At 33.3% G+C, this 22,358-nt stretch carries 19 protein-coding genes; 12 read left to right on the top strand and 7 right to left on the bottom strand.

Annotation, left to right across the window (positions count from 1 at the left end; translation table 11 throughout):
• Nucleotides 1–148: 148 nt before the first annotated feature.
• Both Q0891_RS13165 and Q0891_RS13160 read left to right on the top strand, forming a co-directional pair.
• The gene (locus Q0891_RS13165) at nucleotides 149–835 is read left to right on the top strand and encodes a response regulator transcription factor (RefSeq protein ID WP_299102269.1); all 687 of its coding nucleotides are present in this window, start codon (nucleotides 149–151) and stop codon (nucleotides 833–835) included.
• Complete coding sequence (locus tag Q0891_RS13160; protein WP_299102268.1) at nucleotides 835–1,878, top strand: ATP-binding protein; 1,044 nt, start codon at nucleotides 835–837, stop codon at nucleotides 1,876–1,878. Before Q0891_RS13165 ends, Q0891_RS13160 begins: the two co-directional genes overlap by 1 nt.
• On the opposite strand, the gene Q0891_RS13155 is transcribed toward Q0891_RS13160, so the two are convergent.
• Entirely contained in the window at nucleotides 1,861–2,913 is a 1,053-nt protein-coding gene (locus Q0891_RS13155) for a glycosyltransferase (RefSeq protein ID WP_299102267.1), read from the bottom strand. The genes Q0891_RS13160 and Q0891_RS13155 overlap by 18 nt on opposite strands.
• A gap of 100 nt (nucleotides 2,914–3,013) precedes the next feature.
• Between Q0891_RS13155 and trmB the strand changes: the two genes are divergently transcribed.
• The 7 genes from trmB to Q0891_RS13120 all read left to right on the top strand — a co-directional run bounded on the left by trmB (nucleotide 3,014) and on the right by Q0891_RS13120 (nucleotide 7,714).
• Nucleotides 3,014–3,688: a tRNA (guanosine(46)-N7)-methyltransferase TrmB gene (gene trmB / locus Q0891_RS13150; RefSeq protein ID WP_299102266.1), complete on the top strand. Its 675-nt coding sequence runs from the start codon at nucleotides 3,014–3,016 to the stop codon at nucleotides 3,686–3,688.
• A gap of 2 nt (nucleotides 3,689–3,690) precedes the next feature.
• Nucleotides 3,691–4,320, top strand: a complete 630-nt coding sequence (locus Q0891_RS13145; RefSeq protein WP_299102265.1) for a LysE family transporter — start codon at nucleotides 3,691–3,693, stop codon at nucleotides 4,318–4,320.
• Complete coding sequence (locus tag Q0891_RS13140; protein ID WP_299102264.1) at nucleotides 4,321–4,653, top strand: MGMT family protein; 333 nt, start codon at nucleotides 4,321–4,323, stop codon at nucleotides 4,651–4,653.
• 219 nt (nucleotides 4,654–4,872) lie between these two features.
• Nucleotides 4,873–6,012 (top strand): Mrp/NBP35 family ATP-binding protein, encoded by a 1,140-nt coding sequence (locus Q0891_RS13135; protein WP_299102263.1) that lies wholly within the window; start codon nucleotides 4,873–4,875, stop codon nucleotides 6,010–6,012.
• A complete protein-coding gene (locus tag Q0891_RS13130; protein WP_299102261.1) occupies nucleotides 6,013–6,255 on the top strand; it encodes a NifU family protein in 243 nt (80 codons plus the stop codon). It abuts the gene before it with no gap.
• 62 nt (nucleotides 6,256–6,317) lie between these two features.
• Entirely contained in the window at nucleotides 6,318–7,379 is a 1,062-nt protein-coding gene (locus Q0891_RS13125; protein WP_299102259.1) for an NAD(P)/FAD-dependent oxidoreductase, read from the top strand.
• The gene (locus tag Q0891_RS13120; RefSeq protein WP_299102257.1) at nucleotides 7,379–7,714 is read left to right on the top strand and encodes a 2Fe-2S iron-sulfur cluster-binding protein; all 336 of its coding nucleotides are present in this window, start codon (nucleotides 7,379–7,381) and stop codon (nucleotides 7,712–7,714) included. Before Q0891_RS13125 ends, Q0891_RS13120 begins: the two co-directional genes overlap by 1 nt.
• Nucleotides 7,715–7,870: 156 nt before the next feature.
• On the opposite strand, the gene Q0891_RS13115 is transcribed toward Q0891_RS13120, so the two are convergent.
• From Q0891_RS13115 to Q0891_RS13090, 6 genes are all read right to left on the bottom strand, one after another.
• The gene (locus Q0891_RS13115) at nucleotides 7,871–8,767 is read right to left on the bottom strand and encodes a metallophosphoesterase family protein (protein ID WP_299102255.1); all 897 of its coding nucleotides are present in this window, start codon (nucleotides 8,765–8,767) and stop codon (nucleotides 7,871–7,873) included.
• 86 nt (nucleotides 8,768–8,853) lie between these two features.
• Nucleotides 8,854–12,303, bottom strand: coding sequence for a hypothetical protein (locus Q0891_RS13110; protein WP_299102254.1), 3,450 nt, complete (start codon nucleotides 12,301–12,303; stop codon nucleotides 8,854–8,856).
• A gap of 144 nt (nucleotides 12,304–12,447) precedes the next feature.
• Nucleotides 12,448–13,626, bottom strand: coding sequence for an acyl-CoA dehydrogenase family protein (locus Q0891_RS13105; RefSeq protein WP_299102253.1), 1,179 nt, complete (start codon nucleotides 13,624–13,626; stop codon nucleotides 12,448–12,450).
• Nucleotides 13,627–13,737: 111 nt separating this feature from the next.
• Nucleotides 13,738–14,397 (bottom strand): methyltransferase, encoded by a 660-nt coding sequence (locus Q0891_RS13100; RefSeq protein ID WP_299102250.1) that lies wholly within the window; start codon nucleotides 14,395–14,397, stop codon nucleotides 13,738–13,740.
• 56 nt (nucleotides 14,398–14,453) lie between these two features.
• Nucleotides 14,454–14,984 carry a ribosome maturation factor RimM gene (gene rimM, locus Q0891_RS13095; RefSeq protein ID WP_299102248.1) on the bottom strand — a complete coding sequence of 177 codons (531 nt, stop codon included), beginning with the start codon at nucleotides 14,982–14,984 and terminating at the stop codon, nucleotides 14,454–14,456.
• Nucleotides 14,985–15,158: 174 nt separating this feature from the next.
• A complete protein-coding gene (locus Q0891_RS13090) occupies nucleotides 15,159–15,671 on the bottom strand; it encodes a 30S ribosomal protein S16 (RefSeq protein WP_299102247.1) in 513 nt (170 codons plus the stop codon).
• 213 nt (nucleotides 15,672–15,884) lie between these two features.
• On the opposite strand from Q0891_RS13090, the gene Q0891_RS13085 reads away from it, so the two are divergent.
• The 3 genes from Q0891_RS13085 (at nucleotide 15,885) to dnaE (ending at nucleotide 22,337) form a co-directional block, all read left to right on the top strand.
• Complete coding sequence (locus tag Q0891_RS13085; protein WP_299102245.1) at nucleotides 15,885–17,105, top strand: DUF6252 family protein; 1,221 nt, start codon at nucleotides 15,885–15,887, stop codon at nucleotides 17,103–17,105.
• A 195-nt stretch (nucleotides 17,106–17,300) separates the two neighbouring features.
• A complete protein-coding gene (locus tag Q0891_RS13080) occupies nucleotides 17,301–17,750 on the top strand; it encodes a PA2169 family four-helix-bundle protein (RefSeq protein ID WP_299102243.1) in 450 nt (149 codons plus the stop codon).
• A 201-nt stretch (nucleotides 17,751–17,951) separates the two neighbouring features.
• Nucleotides 17,952–22,337 carry a DNA polymerase III subunit alpha gene (gene dnaE, locus Q0891_RS13075; RefSeq protein WP_299102241.1) on the top strand — a complete coding sequence of 1,462 codons (4,386 nt, stop codon included), beginning with the start codon at nucleotides 17,952–17,954 and terminating at the stop codon, nucleotides 22,335–22,337.
• Nucleotides 22,338–22,358: the final 21 nt, after the last annotated feature.

The following is a 22,358-nucleotide window of genomic DNA, read 5'->3' as shown; positions in this document are numbered from 1 at the left end:
TACAATAACATAATATGGTTAATATCAGGCGCTTCTCACCAGCAACGAATTACGTTTTTAATGTTAGGTAATTGTTATCAATTCACTAAATTTAAACAGTTATACAGATATATTTTATATTTACAATTCTTAAAATATAGAAATTCCATTGAAAAAGAAAGACATTAAAATACTATTAGTAGATGATGAGCCAGACATTTTAGAAATAGTTGGTTACAATTTATCTTCAGAAGGTTATCAAGTTATAAAAGGTGAAAATGGTTTAGAAGCTATTGAATTGGCAAAGAAAAACAAGCCACATTTAATAATTTTAGACGTTATGATGCCCAAAATGGATGGTATTGAAGCTTGTGAACGTTTAAGAGAGTTACCAGAGTTGAGTGATACCATTATTACCTTTTTAACAGCAAGAGGAGAAGATTATTCTCAGGTTGCTGGTTTTGATGCTGGTGCGGATGATTACATCGCTAAACCTATTACGCCAAAGGTTTTAATTAGCAAGGTTAAATCGTTACTAAGACGATTAAAGAAAACAGATGAAACTGCTGAATCAATTGTGAAAATAGGAGATTTAGTTATCTACAAAGAAGAATATAAAATCACATTAAAAGGTAAAGAAATTACCTTACCAAGAAAAGAGTTTGAATTGTTATCTTTGCTAGCAACCAAGCCAGGAAAGGTTTTTAAACGCGATGAAATTTTAGATAAAGTCTGGGGAAATGAAGTCGTAGTTGGCGGAAGAACCATAGATGTGCATATCAGGAAGCTTCGAGAAAAAATTGGCGATAAATCTTTTAAAACTGTTAAAGGTGTTGGGTACAAGTTTGTAGACTAATGCAAAATACTAATTTTAAGAAATCTTATAAATTCGCACTGCGAACAGCGTTATACATTACGTTGTTTTCTTCATTACTAGTTTGTGTATTTTTATATGTCTTGCATTCATTGCATTGGCAAGTTATTTTTTATCCACTTATTTGTTTTCCATTATGTGTTGTAATTATTCAGTATAGAGTTGAACGATTCATTTATAAGCGTGTAAAAAAAATATACGATGATTTAACGTTGTTAGAATCTACAAGTCTCAGGCAACAGCCCATAACTACAGATATGGGAACCTTAACAAAGGAAATTGATAAATATGCCAAAAACAAAAAAATAGAGATTGAAACATTAAAGGTAAGAGAAGAATATAGAAAGGAGTTTATTGGTAATGTTTCTCATGAGCTTAAGACGCCATTATTTTCTGTTCAGAGTTATTTACTTACATTATTAGATGGAGCGATTGAAGACGAAAAAGTTAAGAATAAGTACCTCGCTAGGGCAAGTAAAGGCGTAGAACGATTAACATACATTATTAAAGATTTAGATATGATTACGAAACTAGAGGTTGGTGATCTAAGTCTAAATAAAGAAAATTTTGATATTGTGCAATTGGTACAAAATGTGTTTGATCTGTTTGAAATGAAAGCAGCAAAAAAAGATATTACATTAACGTTTGATATTGATTACTTTGAACCTATCATGGTTTTTGCAGATAAAGAAAGAATTCAGCAAGTATTAACAAATCTTATTGTCAATTCTATAAAATATGGTAGAGAAAGAGGAACTACTGAAGTTAGTATAGAAAATCTAATAAAAAATAAAGCTATTATAAGAGTTACCGATAATGGTGAAGGGATTGCCAAAGCAAATCTTCAGCGTTTGTTTGAGCGCTTTTACCGCGTAGATAAAAGTGGTTCTAGAAAAGAAGGAGGTTCTGGCTTAGGCTTATCTATAGTAAAACATATTATAGAGGCTCATGAAGAAAAAATATATATTGAAAGTCAACTAGGCGTAGGAAGTGAGTTTTCTTTTACCTTAGAAAAGACCAAATAATTTTTTATAATTCAATTCAAAATCTTCAAATTTGAATCCCTTGTAGTCGTCGGTTTTAGAGAGTGCTTCAATGTTAAATTCGTCTTGGCTACAAAAAGGAGCTATGCCTTCAGCCTGAAACTTAATTGCTAAATATTCTTGCTCAAATTGCCCTGGAGTTGGTATAAAAAAGGCTTTCTTCTCTAATTTTGCTAAATCCATTATTGTGGTATAACCAGATCGACTTAATATAAGTTCACTTTCATTGATAGCGACTTCAAGCTCACTACTTGTCATAAAATTATACAATTCTATATTGTCAATGATTTCTTTTTGCTGTTGATCTTCTACTTTACCTTTAACAAATAGAACATTACCTTTAAATAGTTTTAATTCTTTTAGCAATTTTTCTTCTAAAAATGTGCGCTGAGGTTCTGGTCCAGATAATAGAACAAATAAATTATAACGAGTTTCTAAATCTGATTTTTTAAATCTGGTTAAAGGACCTAAATATTTTATTGGAGCTTTAAAGCCATTAACATGACCCAGTTTACCACTTAAATTGTTCATTCCTATATGGTCAGGAACCCAACATTCGTTATATTTTAGAATGATTTTTTGATGAAGTTTACTGCTAATCCAAGTCGTATTACCGCTCAATACACGCAATTGGTGTGTAATAAAAACAGAAGGGATTGTTTTATTTCTTACTCCAAATCGGTTGTCTGAAATAATACCAGAGATATTTTCATCTTTTATTAAAGTTTCTACAATTTTCTTTTCCCTTTTTATCGTTTTCATCAAATGCGGAGAATCTTTTAATAATTTGGTTTTAAAACCATTTGCATTTTTAGAGTAGGTAATGTTATAAGAAGGGAGTTCAAAAGCACTGAGATTTGGAAACTCTTTTTTTAATAACTCAATGGCAACACCATCACTAGCAATAACAGGTTCAAAGTTATGTGTAATTAACGCGTTTATTATGGGAATACATCTTGTGGAATGCCCTAAGCCCCAATTTAAAGGCGCAACTAAAATCCTTTTTTTTGATTTCAACCTAAGTAAGTGTTTTTAATTTTAGATTAGATGGTACTTTACAAAGATAAACCTAAAATGTTTGCTTAATTTTACCAAATTATTAATAAATCTAAAACTAGTGGGAAGTAAAAATAAACAGAAACGCTTTAGAGAAAATGAAACTTTTCATAATGTATATCAACCATCTCGTGAGGAATTAGTTGATGCAACCTATAAATTAAAAGGAAATTGGAAAACAGAAGTTTTTAAAAACGATAATCCTGTAGTTTTAGAATTAGGTTGTGGAAAAGGAGAATACACTGTTGGTTTGGCAAAACGCTATCCAAATAAAAATTTTATTGGCATAGATATTAAAGGCGCTAGATTCTGGAGAGGTGCTAAAACAGCAATTGAAGAAAATATACCAAACGCGGTATTTATAAGAACTCAAATAGAACTTGTAGAACATGTTTTTGAGGAAAATGAAGTCGATGAAATCTGGATTACATTTCCAGATCCACAAATTAAATACCAGAGAACAAAGCATAGAATGACTAACCTTAAGTTTATTGAACGCTATAAAAAGATTCTAAAACCAGGAGGTTTAATGCATCTTAAAACCGATAGTGAATTTATGCATGGCTATACATTAGGTTTGTTGCATGGTTCTGGTTACAAGGTATTATATGCCAATCATAATGTTTATAAATTAGAAGGTAGTCCAGACGATGTTACAGAAATTCAAACGTTTTATGAAAACCAGTATTTAGAAAAAGACAAAGCAATTACGTATATTAGATTCAAAATCAATTAGGCTTGAGTATAACGGTCATTTTCTTTCTAGGTTTTATTGTGGCATTAATCGGAGTTATTCCGCCGGGATTGCTCAATATGACAGCAGCTAGAATTAGTTTAAAAGAAGGAGCAGGTCGAGGTATTATGTTTTCTACAGGTGTTTGTATTATTGTATATATTCAAACCTATTTAGCAGCAATATTTGCGAGGTATTTATCAATGAATCAAGATATAGTTGAGATTCTTCAACGAGTTGCATTTGTAATTTTTGTGCTGATAACCATCTATTTTTTAGTTTTAGCATCTAAGCAAAAAGAAGCCAAAAAAGAGAAAGAGATTAAAAGTAAACATGGCAGATTATTGCATGGCATGTTATTATCTGCTCTCAATGTTTTTCCGATACCTTACCAAGCTTACATGACCATAACATTGGTGTCTTTTGGTTGGATGAATTTTGAAAAATTAAGCATCGTTACTTACGTTACAGGAGCTGCAACCGGCACATTTGCGATGCTATATTTTTATATTTTCTTCTTTGATAGGATTAAAGACCGAAAGTTTACCTCACAAAAAAGTATGAATCTTAGTATAGGAATCATTACAGGTCTAGTAGCATTAATTACATTTATTAATATTATAAGAGAATTATAAATGAAACCTGAAACTCTAGGATTTTTTGAAAAAGTCTATGACGTAGCTAAGCAAATACCATTTGGTAGAGTTACAAGTTATGGCGCAATTGCGAAATATCTAGGAGCAGGCAAAAGTGCAAGAATTGTGGGCTATGCCATGAATGGTTCTCACGGAAAAGATGTGCCAGCACACAGAGTAGTAAACCGAAAAGGCCTTTTAACAGGCAAACATCATTTTGAAGGCACCAACTTAATGCAACAACTTTTAGAGAGTGAAGGTATAGAAGTGGTAGAAAATCAAATTCAGAATTTAGAGGCTGTTTATTGGGATCCTTTACAGGAATTAAAATAAATTAATTGACAGATTATCGTTATAAGCTATCGCATTTTCTCATTATTCATAAACTGAATAAATCCATAATACAATTCAATTTATCTACTTCAAAATCTAAACTATTAGCAGTATCTTTGCTTTTAGAATTAATCTTAATAAGAATGCAAATATTTCTAGTTTGAGAATAAACTAAAGTCTTCTAATTTAAAGATTTAATATTTTCATTGTCAAAATAATATGAAACTAAACAAACAAGATATACTTAACGCACTCAAAACTATAACAGCACCAGGAGAAGGTGAGAATATGGTAGATAGTGGAGCGGTAACTAATGTTGTCACTTTTGCAGATGAAGTCATTGTAGATATTACTATTAAAAATCCAAGTCTTCAAGCAAGAAAAAAGACCGAAGTTGAGATTTTACAAACCATTCACAAAGAGGTTTATGAAAAGGCAAAAATAAAAGTGAATATCAAAGTTGATGCAGCAACTGCTCAACCTAAGAATGAGATAAAAGGTAAGGCTATTCCTGGAATTAAAAATATAGTGGCCGTTGCTTCTGGTAAAGGTGGTGTAGGTAAATCTACAGTAACAGCGAATTTAGCTGTTACTTTAGCAAAAATGGGATTTAAAGTTGGTGTCTTAGATGCTGATATTTATGGCCCTTCGATCCCTATAATGTTCGATGTAGCTAACGAAAGACCTCTATCTGTTAACGTAGATGGAAAATCTAAAATGAAGCCCGTAGAGAATTATGGAGTAAAAGTGCTGTCAATAGGCTTTTTTACAAAACCAGATCAGGCGGTTATTTGGAGAGGACCAATGGCGTCTAAGGCATTAAATCAAATGATTTTTGATGCAGCTTGGGGCGAATTAGATTTTTTACTTCTCGATTTACCTCCAGGAACTGGTGATATTCATCTAAGTATTATGCAAGCATTGCCAATAACGGGAGCAGTGATTGTGAGTACACCTCAAAATGTAGCCTTAGCAGATGCTAAAAAAGGTGTGGCAATGTTTCAACAAGATAGTATTAATGTACCAGTTTTAGGTATTATTGAAAACATGGCTTATTTTACACCAGAAGAACTACCTGATAATAAGTACTATATTTTTGGTAAAGAAGGTGCTAAACATTTAGCAGAAGACCTTAAAGTTCCATTTATCGGAGAAGTGCCAATTGTACAAAGTATTAGAGAAGCAGGAGATGTTGGAAGGCCAGCTGCGTTACAAACTGCTACGCCTATAGAAGAAGCTTTTGAAGCTATTACAAGAAATGTTGTTGAAGAAGTTGTTAATAGAAACGAAGATTTACCAGCAACGGAAGCAATAAAAATAACAACAATGGCAGGTTGCTCTGCAGTTAAAAAGAAATAAATGAACTCAGAAGATCTAAGATTAAATGTTGAAAAAGCATTAGACGAAATCCGTCCGTTTTTACAAAGTGACGGTGGAGATATTAATTTATTGTCTATTGACGATGATAAGTTTGTAAGGGTTCAATTGGTTGGTGCATGCACATCTTGTAGTGTTAACCAAATGACTTTAAAATCTGGAGTTGAGATGACTATAAAAAAATATGCTCCTCAAATAGAAAAAGTTATTAATGTAGAAAAGTAATGTGACAATTGTCACATTACCATCAAATTGACATTATTAATTTAGTATTCAATTTTATTTTCATGATTACAACAGATATACTTATCATTGGTGCAGGACCAACAGGACTTTTTACTGTATTTGAAGCTGGTCTTTTAAAACTAAAATGCCATTTAATTGATGCATTACCACAAGCTGGTGGACAATGTTCTGAGATTTATCCTAAAAAGCCAATTTATGATATACCGGCTTATCCAGAAATCTTAGCTGGTGATCTTACAGAACGATTATTAGAACAGTGTAAACAGTTTGAACCAGGATTTACGCTGGGAGAACGTGCAGAAACAATAGATAAACAAGACGACGGAACTTTTATTGTAACCACAAACAAAGGAACTAAACACCATGCGCCAGTTGTTGCTATTGCAGGTGGATTAGGAAGTTTTGAGCCTCGCAAACCTAAAATTCATAATATTACTGATTTTGAAGATAAAGGTGTAGAATACATTATAAAAGATCCCGAAATTTACAGAGATAAAAAAGTTGTTATTGCAGGAGGAGGAGATTCAGCTTTAGATTGGAGTATATTTTTAAGTGACGTAGCAGCTGAGGTTACATTAATTCATAGACGAACTGAATTTAGAGGGCATTTAGATTCTGTAGAAAAAGTACAAGAGTTAAAGAATAAAGGAAAAATAAATTTAATTACTCCTGCAGAAGTTGTAGGTATTGTTGGAGATCATAAAGTAAAAGCAGTAGTTGTAAAACAAGCACAGCATATTGAAAAAGAGTTTGAACTAAATTGTGATCATTTCATTCCTTTATTTGGCTTATCTCCTAAGTTAGGACCTATTGCAAATTGGGGACTTGAGATAGAAAAAAATGCTATTAAAGTAAATAATGCATTAGATTACCAAACTAATATATCGGGAATTTATGCTATAGGTGATGTAAACACCTATCCAGGAAAATTAAAATTAATCCTTTGTGGTTTTCATGAAGCAACGTTAATGTGTCAGTCTGCTTATCAAATTATTAATCCAGGAAAACGTTTTGTATTAAAGTACACCACGGTTTCAGGAGTAGATGGTTTTGATGGTACGCGAAAAGAAGCACCCAAAGCTGTTGTAAAGTCAATTGAGTAATGGAAAATGTTGATATAAATATTACAATCATTGATAGAGAAGGTGAAAAGCATCACATTGAAGCGCCTACAGATATGGCAATGAATCTAATGGAAGTCGTTCGTTCTTATGAGCTGGCTCCAGAAGGAACTATAGGTGTGTGTGGTGGTATGGCAATGTGTGCATCTTGTCAGTGTTACGTGTTAAGCGATACAAAACTACCAGAAATGCAAGATGATGAAGAGGCGATGCTTTCTGAGGCGTTCGATGTAAAGGATAATTCGCGTTTAGGATGCCAAATTCAGATGACGCCAGGCATGGAAGGTCTAGTTGTAGAGTTAGCGCCTGAGAGTTAAATTCATTAACCAAATATGACTTAAAAAAAATTAGATAAAGGTAGAATTCTAATTGCCTTCGATAACTTAAGTTTCAAAGAGAAATCTTCTCAAGATAGTTCTACAGATATTTTAGTTAAAAGAGCTAGAGTAAATTAGAATATATATTTACTCAGGTTATTTAGTCTTATAATCAATCAACTTAGTAGGTCCTTCAAGTAAAAACCGATCAATTTTTAAATTACCATCTTCAGAGGTAATAATTTGCCATTTAATTAACGAAATAGCGCCATTCTCAATTTCAAGACCTGTAATACTTCTTGGGTGTACACAACTACCATCATTAAAATAAGCGATGTCTCCTGGTTCAGGAAAACGTGGTCTATGTGTGTGGCCAACGATAGTGATAAGATTATTGTTTTCTGTGATCCAACGTTTAGTTCGTCGTTCTATTTTAATTAACTCTGTATAGTTTTTTGCCGGACTTGTAGGGTCTGCAATTCCCATTACGTTTAGCGGTTTCCATAGCACACGAACCATAAATCTACTCCATTTCCAGAATAAGAAATTCCACCAATCGGCTTGATGACCATGAGTTAAGAATAACTCTTGTTGTGTTTCAGCATGTTCTAAAACAATACCTTCATGATAGTTTATGCCACAAAATAGATCTTCATCATTACCTGTCTTTGGGTCGAAATAAGTAGATAAATGTTTTTCAACATAGTTGGGATCCCGATACACCATATCATGATTTCCCCAAATCATATGTAAACGTTCTTCATCATGAAACTGCTTCATAAGCATATAAACGTTTTTGTGAGCATGGAAGATAGATTCAAATGATAAGTTTTCCCACAATTCATCACCATCACCTAATTCACAATACTCAAAACCTTCAGAATAATAGTGTCTTAAGGCATGGAAATATATATTACGATTATTTGCAAAATCATCGGCAAAGCTATTATCTCCACGATGACAATCACTAAATAAAATAAACTTAGAAGCATCATTAAATCTAATGCGTTTTGCATTTTTATAAGCGCGATCTAATCTGGTTTTTGAAGACATAAAGTAAATTTAAACAAAAAATGCTTCCCGTTTAGAGGAAGCATTTTTTATTTGAATAATGTGTTTAACAAAATTAAGGTATCACATTATTTTTTATATAAAGGATCTACACCAATTGTACCTGCTAAATGATTTAAATAGTCAGTAGATTTAATGTTTTCGAATAATTGCTTCGTTGTATTTAAACGATTATTCAATTGCATTTCTTCTACTAAAACATCATTAATTGGTTCTTTAATAAAAGCCTCTAAATAGGCAATTTGAGAACTATAGTATGCTATATCTTTTTGTTGTTTTAAAGCTAATCGTTCTTTATACCAGTCTGAATTAATTACATAATCTCTATTGAAATATTGACGTAATTCAGGATCACTTATAGACTTACCTTCATAATGTCCATACGCCATAATGTTCAGTAAGATTTTTAATGGTGGAATTGCCGCTTCAATACTACCATCTTCAAAATAATTTAAAGCCACTTTTTGTTGAGCTTCAACGATGTTGTTAATACCATCTACGAAATCTTCAAAATTTTGCAATTCTGGTTTAAGCATTCTTTCATTGAATACAGCAGTAGGCTCATCAAACAATCTGTTTAAACACAATAAAGAGAATCGCTTTGTTATTCTGTAGCCTAATCGACTTGCTAATACTATTTCTCCATTGTGCTCAAAGTCTTCGAGTTTTTCTAAAGATCCATTTGTAATTAAATTTTTAGGATCTCTATCTTCTGGTGCCATTCTTGCCCAAATTTCAGGAATCAATAGACTCACATCATGATCTATTTTGTTTTCTGCACCAACATAACCAGCAGCAGTACTAAATCCGTTAGACTCTGTTAAAATATGAGATAAAAGCGCATTGTTTAAATCCGTTGTTGGTGTTAGCATATTAAATGGCGCTTTAGTTAACGCACCTTCAGAACCAGCTCCTGTAGTAGATGGTGATTTACCTGTTAAGCTACAGATAAAGTCCATAAACAATTCTGGAGTTTCTTGATAATGAATTGGGTTGTACACAGCCAAAGGTCTAATGCCTGCTTCTCTATCTGCAGGATTATTTCTTCTGCCAGGTAAAACAGCATTGACAACATGAATTACTGGGTCTTCAGGCTTAATTCTTCTACACAAACGAACTCCAATATCTGAAATATAAGTGGCTTCGGTTTCTGAATAGAATTTATTAGGCTCTAAATAACGTGGGTTTTTGGTTGGTTCTCCATTTACAATTCTTGGATGAGAAGGCAACACAAATTGTACATCTTCTTCATTAGAATCAATTATTTCTTTGATAAAATCTTTTACAGGTTGTGTGTATTTGTCATAATTTATGGTGTCTTCATAGATAGCAATTGCGTCTTGTTTATTCAACATTTCGTAATTGGTTAAAAACCTTCCGTCAGTAATAATATCTAACTCGGCAAGTTTATCATAACCTCTCACAATAGCTTCATCTGGTCTTTGGAATAAATGGGCCTCACAATTGGTTAATACCTTTACACTTTTATTGGTGTATTCTGGATTTAGGTTCTTAAATTGTTCTTTTGGTAACGTAATAGAAGCCGTTATGTCGTCCTCGGTTTGAATTTTCTCACATGCAGAGAAATCAGAACGGAGTTTGTTTAGCATCCAGTTGCCATCTCCATTAAATCCAATTCTCACATAGCTACCAACAACAGGCGTATGGTTATAAATTAGTGAAGTGCCTTTTACACCATTGATGAATTCCACAGACATCATGTCTTTCCAATTTAAATTTGCACCATGAGCTTGTCTGAATAATCGTTTTACAAACAGCACTAATGAACGAATATGAACAGGAATGTTATTTAAAAATGCATTGAATTCGTCTGAGTTTTCCTCATTAGGCGTTAATAATTTTACTACAGATCCTAATGTTCTTTTTTCACTTAATAGAGATCTAGAAATTGGTCTGTTGGGATCTTTAGTTTTCCAACGAGTTGAATAATTAAACTCTATAATTTCATCAGCTTTCTTAAAGTCTTCCTCTATATTATGAATATTGAAAGGACTATAAGTAATGGCATTCTGCATTGATTTTGAAATCTCTGATTTTCCGCCTCCCGATACTGTACATGGTTTATGGCAGAAAACACCTTCAGGATACGTTTCAACCATACGCCATAAATTAATAGACTTATGTTTTTCTAGTCTTAATTTATTTCCAGACGGATGAATATATGTTTTTAGTGGTGATAAAGTAAGTTTTTGTTTTTGACCTTTAAAGTCCCATGAAATACTATTAGTTGCAATGTTAAAATATGATGATTCAGGTATGTAAATGATATTAGGATAATTTTTATCTATCGCATAGTTTTCTGGTTGAACGTCAATTCTATCTGAAATTAAGTTTTTTACTTCTTCAAAAGTATGATCTAAACCATAATATGTAGCATAATCAGTGCTGTCTACAGTTTCTCCCATAACGCGTCTTGCATAAGCAATTGCACCACCAGCATGTTCCTCTTCGGCTAAACCGTATAAGTTAGCAGAATAACTAATTTGAGTTTTTATTTCTTTTTTAGAGTAACCAAAATAATTATCTGCAATTAGTGTTACCACAACACCTCTCTCGTCTCTACACGTTATTTTAAATGCGCCTCCATCATTATAAAGTTCATTTTCATTTGTCCAACACATACCATCTTTTCTTTGACGTTCTGTTGCAAGGTCGTAGTGAGGAAGTCCTACATCTTTCTTTTTTAAGGTTAAAAGTTGCGGTGCTAAAACAATACATCCTGTGTGACCTGTCCAATGTTCAGGATCCAAAGCCGCATCATTATGTGCTAAATTAGGATCACCTGCATTACCAAATATTGACTCAACAAAGTCTAAATTACTGACTAAAGTACCTGGAGCGAAAAAGCGAACTTCTAAGGATTTTTGTGAAATTACACCTTTAACTTCAGGGCTAACAACAGGTCTTAATAACATAGAAACCATGGTTTCTGCTTTTGTGTCTTGGTTTGCAGTAAATGGTAAAGTTGTAAGCTCTTTTGAAGGATTAAAGGAAGCACGCAAGAAATGAGCTAAAACGACTTTGGGTACTTCTTTTTTATCTAAAGGAACAGGTAAATTACCTTCAACGATATGAAATGTACCTTTAGTTGTTCTTTTATCATGCAACGGATTATTTAGTACACCTTGTTTAATGCGTTTAGACGTAATTAAATCACTTTCAAATGATGTGCCATCTGGTGGTAAACTAGCTTCTCTAGCTTGTCCTTTTCTTGATAATACTAGTGTGTTATTTGGAAGTACAAATGAATTGCCTAAATCAATATCTTTTAAATAGTCATCTATAAAGTTTTGAATTCTTGCATCTGCAGGACATAAATGACTTGCTAACAGTCTAGACTTTTCACGTAAACTTCTAATTAAACCTTGAGATAACAATTCAAACTCTGAATCACAGAATTTTTCTTCACTGTTTTCTGCATCTTTATATATGGGTTGTCCTATTGCGGCTAATTGTAAATTAATAAATTGAATAAGCTCTTTCCTTGTGTATTCCATACTGTTAAATGTTACTTGATAATTTAATTCTGTACAAATTTAGGATAGAGAAGAATCAAAAAAGCTGTCAAAAATCAGTTTATGAAAATTAAAAAAGGCCTACGTTATTAACGTAAGCCTTATTTAATAAAAAATATTTTTTATCTATTTAAATGCATTTAGCCCAGTAATATCTAAGCCAGTAATAAGTAAATGAATATCGTGTGTGCCTTCGTAAGTGATTACACTTTCGAGGTTCATAGAATGACGCATAATGCTGTATTCACCAGATATTCCCATGCCTCCTAACATTTGTCTTGCTTCACGAGCTATGTTAATTGCCATCTCTACATTATTTCGTTTTGCCATTGATATTTGTGCAGAAGTTGCAGTACCATTTTCTCGCATTACACCAAGTCGCCAAGCTAATAATTGCGCTTTAGTGATTTCTGTAATCATTTCGGCTAATTTCTTTTGCTGAAGCTGAAACTGTCCAATCGGTTTACCAAATTGCATACGTTCCTTACTGTAGCGTAGCGCTGTATCGTAACAATCCATAGCTGCTCCAATTGCTCCCCAAGCAATACCAAAACGTGCTGAATCTAAACAACCTAATGGAGCACCTAAACCAGATTTGTTTGGTAACAAATTTTCCTTAGGTACTTTTACATTATCAAAAATAAGTTCACCAGTTGCACTTGCTCGTAGTGACCATTTATTATGAGTTTCTGGAGTAGAAAAACCTTCCATACCACGTTCTACGATAAGACCATGGATTCTTCCTTCTTCATTTTTAGCCCAAACAACAGCAACGTCACAAAATGGTGAATTACTAATCCACATTTTCGCACCATTTAAAAGGTAATGATCACCATTGTCTTTAAAGTTAGTAACCATGCCACCAGGATTAGAACCATGATCTGGTTCTGTTAATCCAAAAGAGCCAATCCATTCACCAGAAGCTAATTTTGGTAAATATTTTTGGCGTTGTTCTTCGTTACCATATTTCCAAATAGGATACATTACCAATGAAGACTGAACAGATGCTGTGCTACGTACGCCAGAGTCACCGCGTTCAATTTCTTGCATTATTAATCCGTAAGAAATTTGATCTAGACCTGCACCACCATATTCTTCAGGAATGTAAGGGCCAAAAGCACCAATTTCCGCTAAACCTTTTACAATTTGTTTAGGAAATTCTGCTTTTTGAGCATATTCTTCAATAATAGGAGAAACGTCACGTTTTACCCATTCTCTTGCTGCATCACGAACCAATTTGTGCTCTTCAGTTAGTAATTCATCAAGGTTATAATAATCTGGTGCTTCGAATAAATCTGGTTTCATTCTAAATTTGATATTTATAGCTTCTAAATTTGATAATTTAATAAAATAAAAGCTGTTATTTTATAAGTTCAACAAAAGTAACGAAAACGTTTTCATGGTGCAAAAGCTAGATTACATTTTCAGATAAAATTCTTTAGTTAGTTTTATATAGGCTTCAGTATATTGATGTCTATTTGTTTCTATAATTAATTCTGAAGTTTTGATTTCATTTTTTATAAATGAAAATTCGATTAAACTCCTTTTTATATCTGATTCAGGATTCCCTTTAACATGAAGTATTCGCTGAGGAAATAATTGAAGATCTGATGCTAGTTTTATGAAATGAATTTCTTCTTTTTTAGGAATAACTACCGAAAAAATGCCATCTTCAGAAAGTAAATTGGCTACAGCGTAGATTAAATGTTCAAAAGGCATAGCATCGTTAAAGCGTGCCAAATCTCTAGATTCATTTTTAGATTTGAAATCATCTGTATAAAAAGGAGGATTACAAATAATAAGATCAAATTTGTCTTCTACTTCTTCGACAAATTCTAATAATGACGCATGATAGCAAAATAGACGATCTGCCCACAATGAATTTTCAAAATTTTCTGCACACTGCTCGTAAGCATCAGCATCTATTTCAATAGCCTCTAAATTTTGAGCGTTACTTCGTTGAGCAATCATAAGAGATAAAACGCCTGTACCAGATCCTATATCTAATACGGAATAAGGATTTTTTTTAACGGATGTCCATGCGCCAAGTAAAACACCATCTGTGCCAATTTTCATGGCACACTTATCTTGGAGGATTGAGAATTGTTTAAATTTAAAAGGAAATGAACTCATTATTCTTCGAGATACAAGTCAATTAATCCTTCAGGTGTATCTACTTCTATAGTATTATTTTCTCGGTCTACTTTAACAATAAATTCATCATTCATCGGAATCAAAATTTCAATACCATCTCTATCAATTTCAAATAAGGCTTGAGCTGTGGTGTCGTTAATTCCGGTAATGGTACCAACTGTTCCAAAATTTTTGTCCTTAATGTTAAAACCAATAACTTCATGAAAATAGAATTTGTCACCTTCAAGTTTAGGTAGTAAATCTAATGGTAAATACAATTCAGTTTTTATTAAAGCGTCTGCATCTTCTTCAGAGTTGACATCTTCAAACTTTAAACGCAATAAATCTGATTTGTGTAATTGAGAAGATTCAATAAAAAAAGGCACTAAATTCCCTCTAAGGTCTATAAAAATAGCCTCTAGATTATCATATAAATCTGGTTCGTCTGTGTCTAGCTTGGCTAAGAGTTCGCCTTTAAAACTGTATTTTTTTACAATTTTTCCTAAATAAAAACAATCTTCTTTTTTCATGACAATTTCTTGGTGTGTTATTCCCGTGAAGACGGAAACCTTATAATAGTTATTTCAATACTTTATATGATCCTCATTATTATGATAATTATGATATAAAATCATTATGGGATTTTATGCAATAAAAAACCCAGACTAAAATAGTCTGGGTTTAAAAGTATAAAAAATATTTTTTTATTCTTCTTCGTTAGAAGCTGCTGCTTCTTCCGTTGCAGTTTCTTCAGCTACTTCTTCAACAACAGGAGCTGCTGCTGCGATACGCGCTTCGTTTACTGCTTTTTCTGCTTCTAATGCTTTAGCTCTCGCTTCTGCATCAGCTTTAGATAAACCATCAGTTTTAGCTGCGATTTTAGCTGTTTTTTCTTCTAACCAAGCATCAAACTTCGCTTGCGCTTGCTCTTCAGTTAAAGCACCTTTTCTAACACCACCAGCTAAATGATTTTTCAACATAGCACCTTTATAAGATAAAATTGCTTTTGCTGTGTCAGTTGGTTGTGCACCATTTTGTAACCATGTTACGGCACCATCAACGTCTAATTCAATAGTTGCAGGATTTGTGTTAGGATTGTAAGCACCTAATTTCTCAAGGTATTTACCATCTCTTTTTGAGCGTGAATCCGCTGCTACGATCCAGTAATAAGGTTTTCCTTTTTTACCGTGTCTTTGTAATCTAATTTTTACAGGCATAATAATTAATTAGTGAGGTTCTCGACCTCTGTTATTAATGAGGGCGCAAAGATACTATAATTTTAGGAAACTCAATGTATTAAATACATTTTAACTAAAAGAACCTCTTTTTAACTAAAAGAAAAAATCTAGTTATGCTCAATATAAAAAATTATTATACTTTTGGGACTCTTGTTTCGTTATATGAGACAAAGATAAAAGACCAATTTACACATGAAGAAACTAATCCTCCTATCTCTTGTTTTTTTAACTGTCTTTAGTTGTGGTGACGAAGTGCAATTTAATTCGCCTGCATTTCAAGGTGATCGCGAAAATGCATTGTGGAGAGCTAGTGCTTTTTCAGCTAGTATAGAATCTAATGGATTTTTAACAATAACTGGTACTAATAATTATGAAGTAGTTAGGTTAACTGTTCCTTCAGTTGTAGAAACTTCTGAGAATGCGCCTTTTGTGGTCGGAGATGTAGATGCTATTGAAGCACAGTATGAAGATGCTTTCGGAACCATTTACTCTACTAATAATAGACCAGATGAAAGTGTTTCAATATATCCAGAGCTTGGCGAGATTTATATAAGTGATATTGATTTAGTAAATAAAACGTTTACAGGATCTTATAAGTTTTTGGCTTTTGATGAAGATGGATTAAACTCCGTAGGCTTTACAAACGGTATTTTTTACAAAGTTCCTTTAGTATCTGGTGAAATACCAACCAATCCAATTACATGTGACGATATTCAGGTTACGGTAGATGCTGCTCTTTTAGCATTTGAAGCTACAACTGCTTCTAGTTTAGAATTTATTTCAAGTGATGCTTATTCTGCTGCTTGTAATTCTTATACTGAAGCATTAATTAGCCAACAAAGCTATTGTGGTGACCAAAATAATTTGATACAAGCTCAAATAGATGATTTAGGTGATTGTACAATTACTTGTGATCATGCTACCTCAAATGTAGAAGAAGCAAATACCCAATACGCAAATGCTACAATTGGTAACTATAACGAGAAGTGTGCACAATACGAACTATATTTATTAGAACAAATTGAATTTTGTGGAGATGAAGATGGTAGTATTCAAGGAAAAATTGATGCTTTAGATTGTGGTGACGATGATGGTGATGGAATACCAAATGTATTTGAAGATTTCAATGGTAACGATGATTTTGAAGATGACGATACAGATGGCGATGGAATACCAAATTATTTAGACAATGATGATGATGGTGACGGTGTCTTAACGCAATATGAAGCTGTTGACGTCGATGGAAATCCGGCAGACACAGATGGTGATGGCGATGTGGATTATTTAGATAACGATGATGATGGCGATGGCATATTGACTATCAATGAGAATCCAGATCCTAATGCAGACGGTAATCCAGACGATGCTACAGATACAAATGGCGATGGTGTACCAGACTATTTACAAGCATAAATACACTTTAGACATATTTAAAAAGCGTTACTTCTAGGAGTAGCGCTTTTTTTTTGTTAAAGACTTATCAAACCTTTGTTAAAGATGTTAATTCATTTGTTGTAGGCTTATATGATGGTTATATTGGAATAACTAGATGTTAAACAATACGCATCAAAAAATAATGGTATTGAAATTAAAATGATAAAAGATAGAATGAAGTATTCAGAAGAAATTTCAAATAAGTTAAACGAATTATTAATTAAAAATTACGATGCCGAAAAAGGATATCTCAACGCTATTGATAATGTAGATAGCGACCGATTGAAGATGTATTTTAAACGTAGAGCTTCAGAACGAAGTGATTTCGCTAAAGAATTAAGGTTAGAAATATTAAGGTATGGAGAAATACCAGAAGAAACAGGTAGCTTAAAAGGAACTTTACACCGTAATTGGATGAGTTTAAAATCTACTTTCAGTTCTAATAATGAAGAGTCCATTTTAGAAGAGGCTATTAGAGGCGAAGAAGCAAGTTTAGATGAGTATAATGATTTGTTACAAGAACGACATTTACCACCATCTATCGATAGCTTATTAATTAAGCATAAAAATGCAATTCAAGCCGCTATTAATACCGAAAAAGTCCACGAGGAATTAGTGTCTTAATAAGCATTAAATTTAATAAAGAAGTCAGCTCTAAGAGCTGGCTTTTTTTATGTTTAAAACTCTTTATAAATTCATTGCAGATAAGTTGAAATTCTATGTAATTTTATATGCTATTTTATTTTGAGATGCTGAACGTGCTTCAGTACTTGGTTTATAGCTTGTTATAAAGCTTAAAACCATAATTTTTTTGAACGCTACAATATGTACTTAATATTCGATACAGAAACCACAGGATTACCAAAACGTTGGGATGCACCAATTACAGATACGGATAATTGGCCAAGATGTATCCAAATTGCATGGCAATTGCATGATGGTATGGGAAACTGTATTGAGCACCAAGACTATTTGGTACAGCCAGAAGGATTTAATATTCCGTATGATGCTGAGAAAATCCATGGCATTTCAACTGAACTAGCCCAAGAGCAAGGTGTTCCATTGGCAGAAGTATTAGAGAAATTCAATATTGCTTTATCAAAAACCAAATTTGTTGTTGGACAGAATGTAAAGTTCGATTTAAATATTATGGGAGCCGAATTTGTACGTGAAGACGTTACAAATCCACTCCAAGAATTACCAGTTTTAGATACCTGTACAGAACATACAGCAGAACTATGTCAGTTGCCAGGTGGACGATACGGAAAGTTTAAATTACCAACTTTAACGGAATTACATGAGTATTTATTTAATCAGCCATTTGCAGAAGCGCACAATGCAACTGCCGATGTTGAAGCGACTACACGTTGTTTTTTAGAGTTAATAAGACGTAAGCAATACACTAAAGAGCAATTAGATGTTGAGCCAGAATATTTTGAAAAATATACACAAGAGAATCCTGCGGAGATTCAGCTCATCAACTTAAAACATATAAATTTAAAGAAGGCAAGTGCAAAAATTAACGCACGCCTTCAAAAAGAGCAATCTGAAGCTACACCAATTGTTGTAGATAAAGAAGCAGCATCGCAAATAAAGGATGTAGATTTTGCGCATTTGCATAACCATTCGCAGTATTCCATTCTTCAATCTACTATTAGTGTTAAGGATTTAGTAGCTGCTGCAGCTAGAGAAAATATGCCAGCTGTTGCGATGACGGATCATGGAAATATGATGGGCGCTTTTCACTTTGTTAGTGCAGTTTCTGGACATAATAAAAAAGTAAAAGCACAGCATAAAGAGGCAGAAGAAGCGGGTTTAGAAAAGAAAGGTAAAATCATAAAACCAATTATTGGTTGTGAGTTTTTTGTGTGCGAAAATCATGCAGATAAAACAAGAAAAGACAATGGCTACCAAATTGTGTTAATGGCTAAAAATAAAAAGGGCTATCACAATTTGGCTAAATTATCGTCTGCCGCTTTTACAGATGGTTTTTATTATGTACCAAGAATAGATAGAAAACTTATAGAACAATATAAGGAAGACTTAATTTGCTTAACAGGAAATCTTTATGGAGAAGTACCAAGTAAGGTCTTAAATGTTGGTGAGAACCAAGCCGAAGAAGCATTATTGTGGTGGAAAGAAACATTTGGTGACGATTTATATTTAGAAATAATGCGTCACAATCAGGAGGATGAAAATCGTGTAAATCCTGTGTTGATTCAGTTTTCAAAAAAGCACGATGTTAAGTTGGTTGCCACAAATAACACCTACTATGTTGACCAAGAAAATGCCAATGCGCACGATATTTTACTCTGTGTAAAAGATGGAGAAAAGCAAGCCACACCAATTGGTCGCGGACGTGGTTATCGTTATGGTTTACCTAATCAGGAATATTATTTTAAGTCGTCTGAAGAAATGAAGGCCTTGTTTAAAGATGTGCCTGAAGCGATTGTAAACATTCAAGAGGTTGTTGATAAAATTGAACCTTACGAGTTAGCAAGAGATGTATTATTACCTGCTTTTGATATTCCTGAGGAATTTAAGTTTGAAGAAGATTTAGCAGATAACGGAAAGCGTGGTGAAAATGCTTTCTTAAGACACTTAACATACAAAGGCGCTAAAATTCGATATGGCGACATTACACCAGAAATTGAAGAACGTTTAGATTTTGAATTGGCTGTTATTGAAAAAACAGGTTATCCTGGTTACTTTCTGATTGTTGAAGATTTTATTCGCGAAGCCAGAAATATGGATGTTTCCGTTGGTCCTGGTCGTGGTTCTGCAGCAGGTTCTGTAGTGGCTTATTGTTTATGGATTACCAATATAGATCCAATTAAATACGATTTACTTTTTGAGCGTTTCTTAAATCCGGATCGTGTAAGTATGCCAGATATCGATATCGATTTTGATGATGAAGGTCGTGGTCGTGTTATGGATTATGTAATTGAAAAATATGGTGCCAACCAAGTAGCGCAGATTATTACTTACGGCACCATGGCAGCTAAATCATCTATTAGAGATACAGCCAGAGTTTTAGATTTGCCATTAAATGAAGCGGATCATATTGCTAAATTAATTCCTTTAATGTCTAAACTCGGAAAGATTTTTGGTTTAGATGAAAAGGAACTCGCTAAAAAATTTAGGGCTGAGGATTTAGAAAAAATTAATGAATTATTAAATATTTCAGATGGTGACGACTTACAAGCCGAAACCATTAACCAAGCCAGAATTTTAGAGGGTTCGGTAAGAAATACTGGTATTCATGCCTGTGGAGTAATTATTACTCCAGGTGATATTACCAATTATGTTCCGGTGTCATTGGCAAAAGATTCCGATTTATATGTCACTCAATTTGATAATTCTGTCGTTGAAGATGCAGGTTTATTGAAGATGGATTTCTTGGGTCTAAAAACCTTAACTTTAATTAAAGATACGGTTAAGATTGTAAAAGCAAAGCACGATATTTTGCTCGACCCAGAAAATTTTCCGCTAGATGATGTAAAAACCTACGAGTTATTCCAACGTGGAGAAACGGTTGGTGTGTTTCAGTATGAATCGCCAGGAATGCAAAAACACATGAAGAATCTTAAACCAACGGTTTTTGATGATTTAATTGCCATGAATGCCTTGTATCGTCCTGGTCCAATGGAATATATTCCAAGTTTTATTGCGCGTAAACATGGTGATGAAGAGATTGTATACGATTTGCCAGAAATGGAAGAGTACCTTAAAGAAACTTATGGTATTACCGTTTACCAAGAGCAAGTAATGCTTTTGTCTCAAAAATTAGCAGATTTTACCAAAGGTGAAGCCGATGTTTTGAGAAAAGCAATGGGTAAAAAGCAGATTGCGGTTTTGGACAAAATGAAACCAAAATTTATAGAGCAAGCAAGCGCGAAAGGTCTAGATGCTAAAAAATTAGAAAAAATCTGGAAAGATTGGGAAGCCTTTGCAAGTTACGCCTTTAATAAATCGCACTCAACATGCTATGCTTGGATTGCCTACCAAACGGCCTACTTAAAAGCACACTATCCTGCAGAATATATGGCTGCAGTTTTATCTAATAACATGAATGATATTAAATCCGTTACCTTCTTTATGGAAGAATGTAAGCGGATGAGATTACCAGTTTTAGGTCCAAGTGTTAATGAAAGTTTTTATAAGTTTTCGGTAAATAAAGATAATGCGGTTCGTTTTGGAATGGGAGCCATTAAAGGTGTTGGTCATGGTGCAGTGCAAACCATTGTAGATAATAGAAAAGAAGATGGACATTACAAATCTATTTTCGATTTAGCAAAACGTATAGATTTACGTGCAGCCAATAAAAAAGCCTTTGAAGGTTTAGCAAATGCAGGTGGATTTGATTGTTGGCCAGAAACGCATAGAGCACAATATTTTGCACACGAAGGTGATGGAATTACCTTTTTAGAAAAGGCTGTAAAATATGGTGCTAAACATCAAGAAAATGAAAATTCTGCTCAAGTAAGTTTATTTGGTGAAGCTAGTGATGTCCAAATAGCAGAACCAGTGGTTCCACCTTGTGAAGATTGGGGCACCATGGAAAAATTATCTCGCGAAAGAGAAGTAGTTGGTATTTACATTTCTGGGCATCCATTAGATGATTTTTCAACTGAAATGAAAACCTTTTGTAACGGAGTGGTTGCGCATTTTAGTAACTTGGAAGCTATAGTTAATAAAGAAGTAACTTTTGGAGGCGTGGTCACTGATGTGCAGCATCGTGTAAGCAAGCAAGGCAAAGGTTGGGCTATTTTTACAATAGAGGATTATACGGACAGTCATGAATTCCGCATATTTGGTGAAGATTATCTAAAGTTTAGACACTTTTTTGTCATTAACTCATTTGTGTATGTACGCGCTTTTGTTCGCGAAGGTTGGGTAAACAGAGATACAGGTAAAAAAGGTGATCCAAGAATTCAGTTTAATAGTTTCCAGTTGTTACATGATGTTATGGATACTTATGCTAAAAAGTTATCTATTCAAATTAACATTAGGGATTTAGAAACCAACACCATTTCTGTACTGTACGATTTAATTAAATTTCATGAAGGTAATCAAACCTTAAATTTTATTGTTTATGATAATGCTGAAAAAATAAAAGTTGTAATGCCAAGCCGGAAGAATAAAATTAAGATTTCTCAGGAATTGTTAAATGGTTTAAAGGAACATGATGTTGTTTATAAGTTGAATTAAATTTTTCCTCTTACTTCTAAT

Source organism: uncultured Winogradskyella sp. (genome assembly GCF_947498005.1).
Taxonomy (GTDB): Bacteria; Bacteroidota; Bacteroidia; order Flavobacteriales; family Flavobacteriaceae; genus Winogradskyella.
The sequence above is the reverse complement of the archived record's forward strand: the minus strand, read 5'-3'. Positions and strand labels throughout refer to the sequence as shown.

Bases quoted from the DNA above. Each gene is read 5' to 3' on its own strand.
- Q0891_RS13085 (WP_299102245.1), top strand. From the start codon at position 15,885: ATGAAGAAACTAATCCTCCTATCTCTTGTTTTTTTAACTGTCTTTAGT.
- Q0891_RS13120 (WP_299102257.1), top strand. From the start codon at position 7,379: ATGGAAAATGTTGATATAAATATTACAATCATTGATAGAGAAGGTGAA.
- Q0891_RS13125 (WP_299102259.1), top strand. From the start codon at position 6,318: ATGATTACAACAGATATACTTATCATTGGTGCAGGACCAACAGGACTT.
- Q0891_RS13115 (WP_299102255.1), bottom strand. From the start codon at position 8,767: ATGTCTTCAAAAACCAGATTAGATCGCGCTTATAAAAATGCAAAACGC.
- Q0891_RS13100 (WP_299102250.1), bottom strand. From the start codon at position 14,397: ATGAAAATTGGCACAGATGGTGTTTTACTTGGCGCATGGACATCCGTT.
- Q0891_RS13135 (WP_299102263.1), top strand. From the start codon at position 4,873: ATGAAACTAAACAAACAAGATATACTTAACGCACTCAAAACTATAACA.
- Q0891_RS13110 (WP_299102254.1), bottom strand. From the start codon at position 12,303: ATGGAATACACAAGGAAAGAGCTTATTCAATTTATTAATTTACAATTA.
- dnaE (WP_299102241.1), top strand. From the start codon at position 17,952: ATGTACTTAATATTCGATACAGAAACCACAGGATTACCAAAACGTTGG.
- Q0891_RS13140 (WP_299102264.1), top strand. From the start codon at position 4,321: ATGAAACCTGAAACTCTAGGATTTTTTGAAAAAGTCTATGACGTAGCT.
- Q0891_RS13090 (WP_299102247.1), bottom strand. From the start codon at position 15,671: ATGCCTGTAAAAATTAGATTACAAAGACACGGTAAAAAAGGAAAACCT.
- Q0891_RS13080 (WP_299102243.1), top strand. From the start codon at position 17,301: ATGAAGTATTCAGAAGAAATTTCAAATAAGTTAAACGAATTATTAATT.
- Q0891_RS13130 (WP_299102261.1), top strand. From the start codon at position 6,013: ATGAACTCAGAAGATCTAAGATTAAATGTTGAAAAAGCATTAGACGAA.
- rimM (WP_299102248.1), bottom strand. From the start codon at position 14,984: ATGAAAAAAGAAGATTGTTTTTATTTAGGAAAAATTGTAAAAAAATAC.
- Q0891_RS13160 (WP_299102268.1), top strand. From the start codon at position 835: ATGCAAAATACTAATTTTAAGAAATCTTATAAATTCGCACTGCGAACA.
- Q0891_RS13105 (WP_299102253.1), bottom strand. From the start codon at position 13,626: ATGAAACCAGATTTATTCGAAGCACCAGATTATTATAACCTTGATGAA.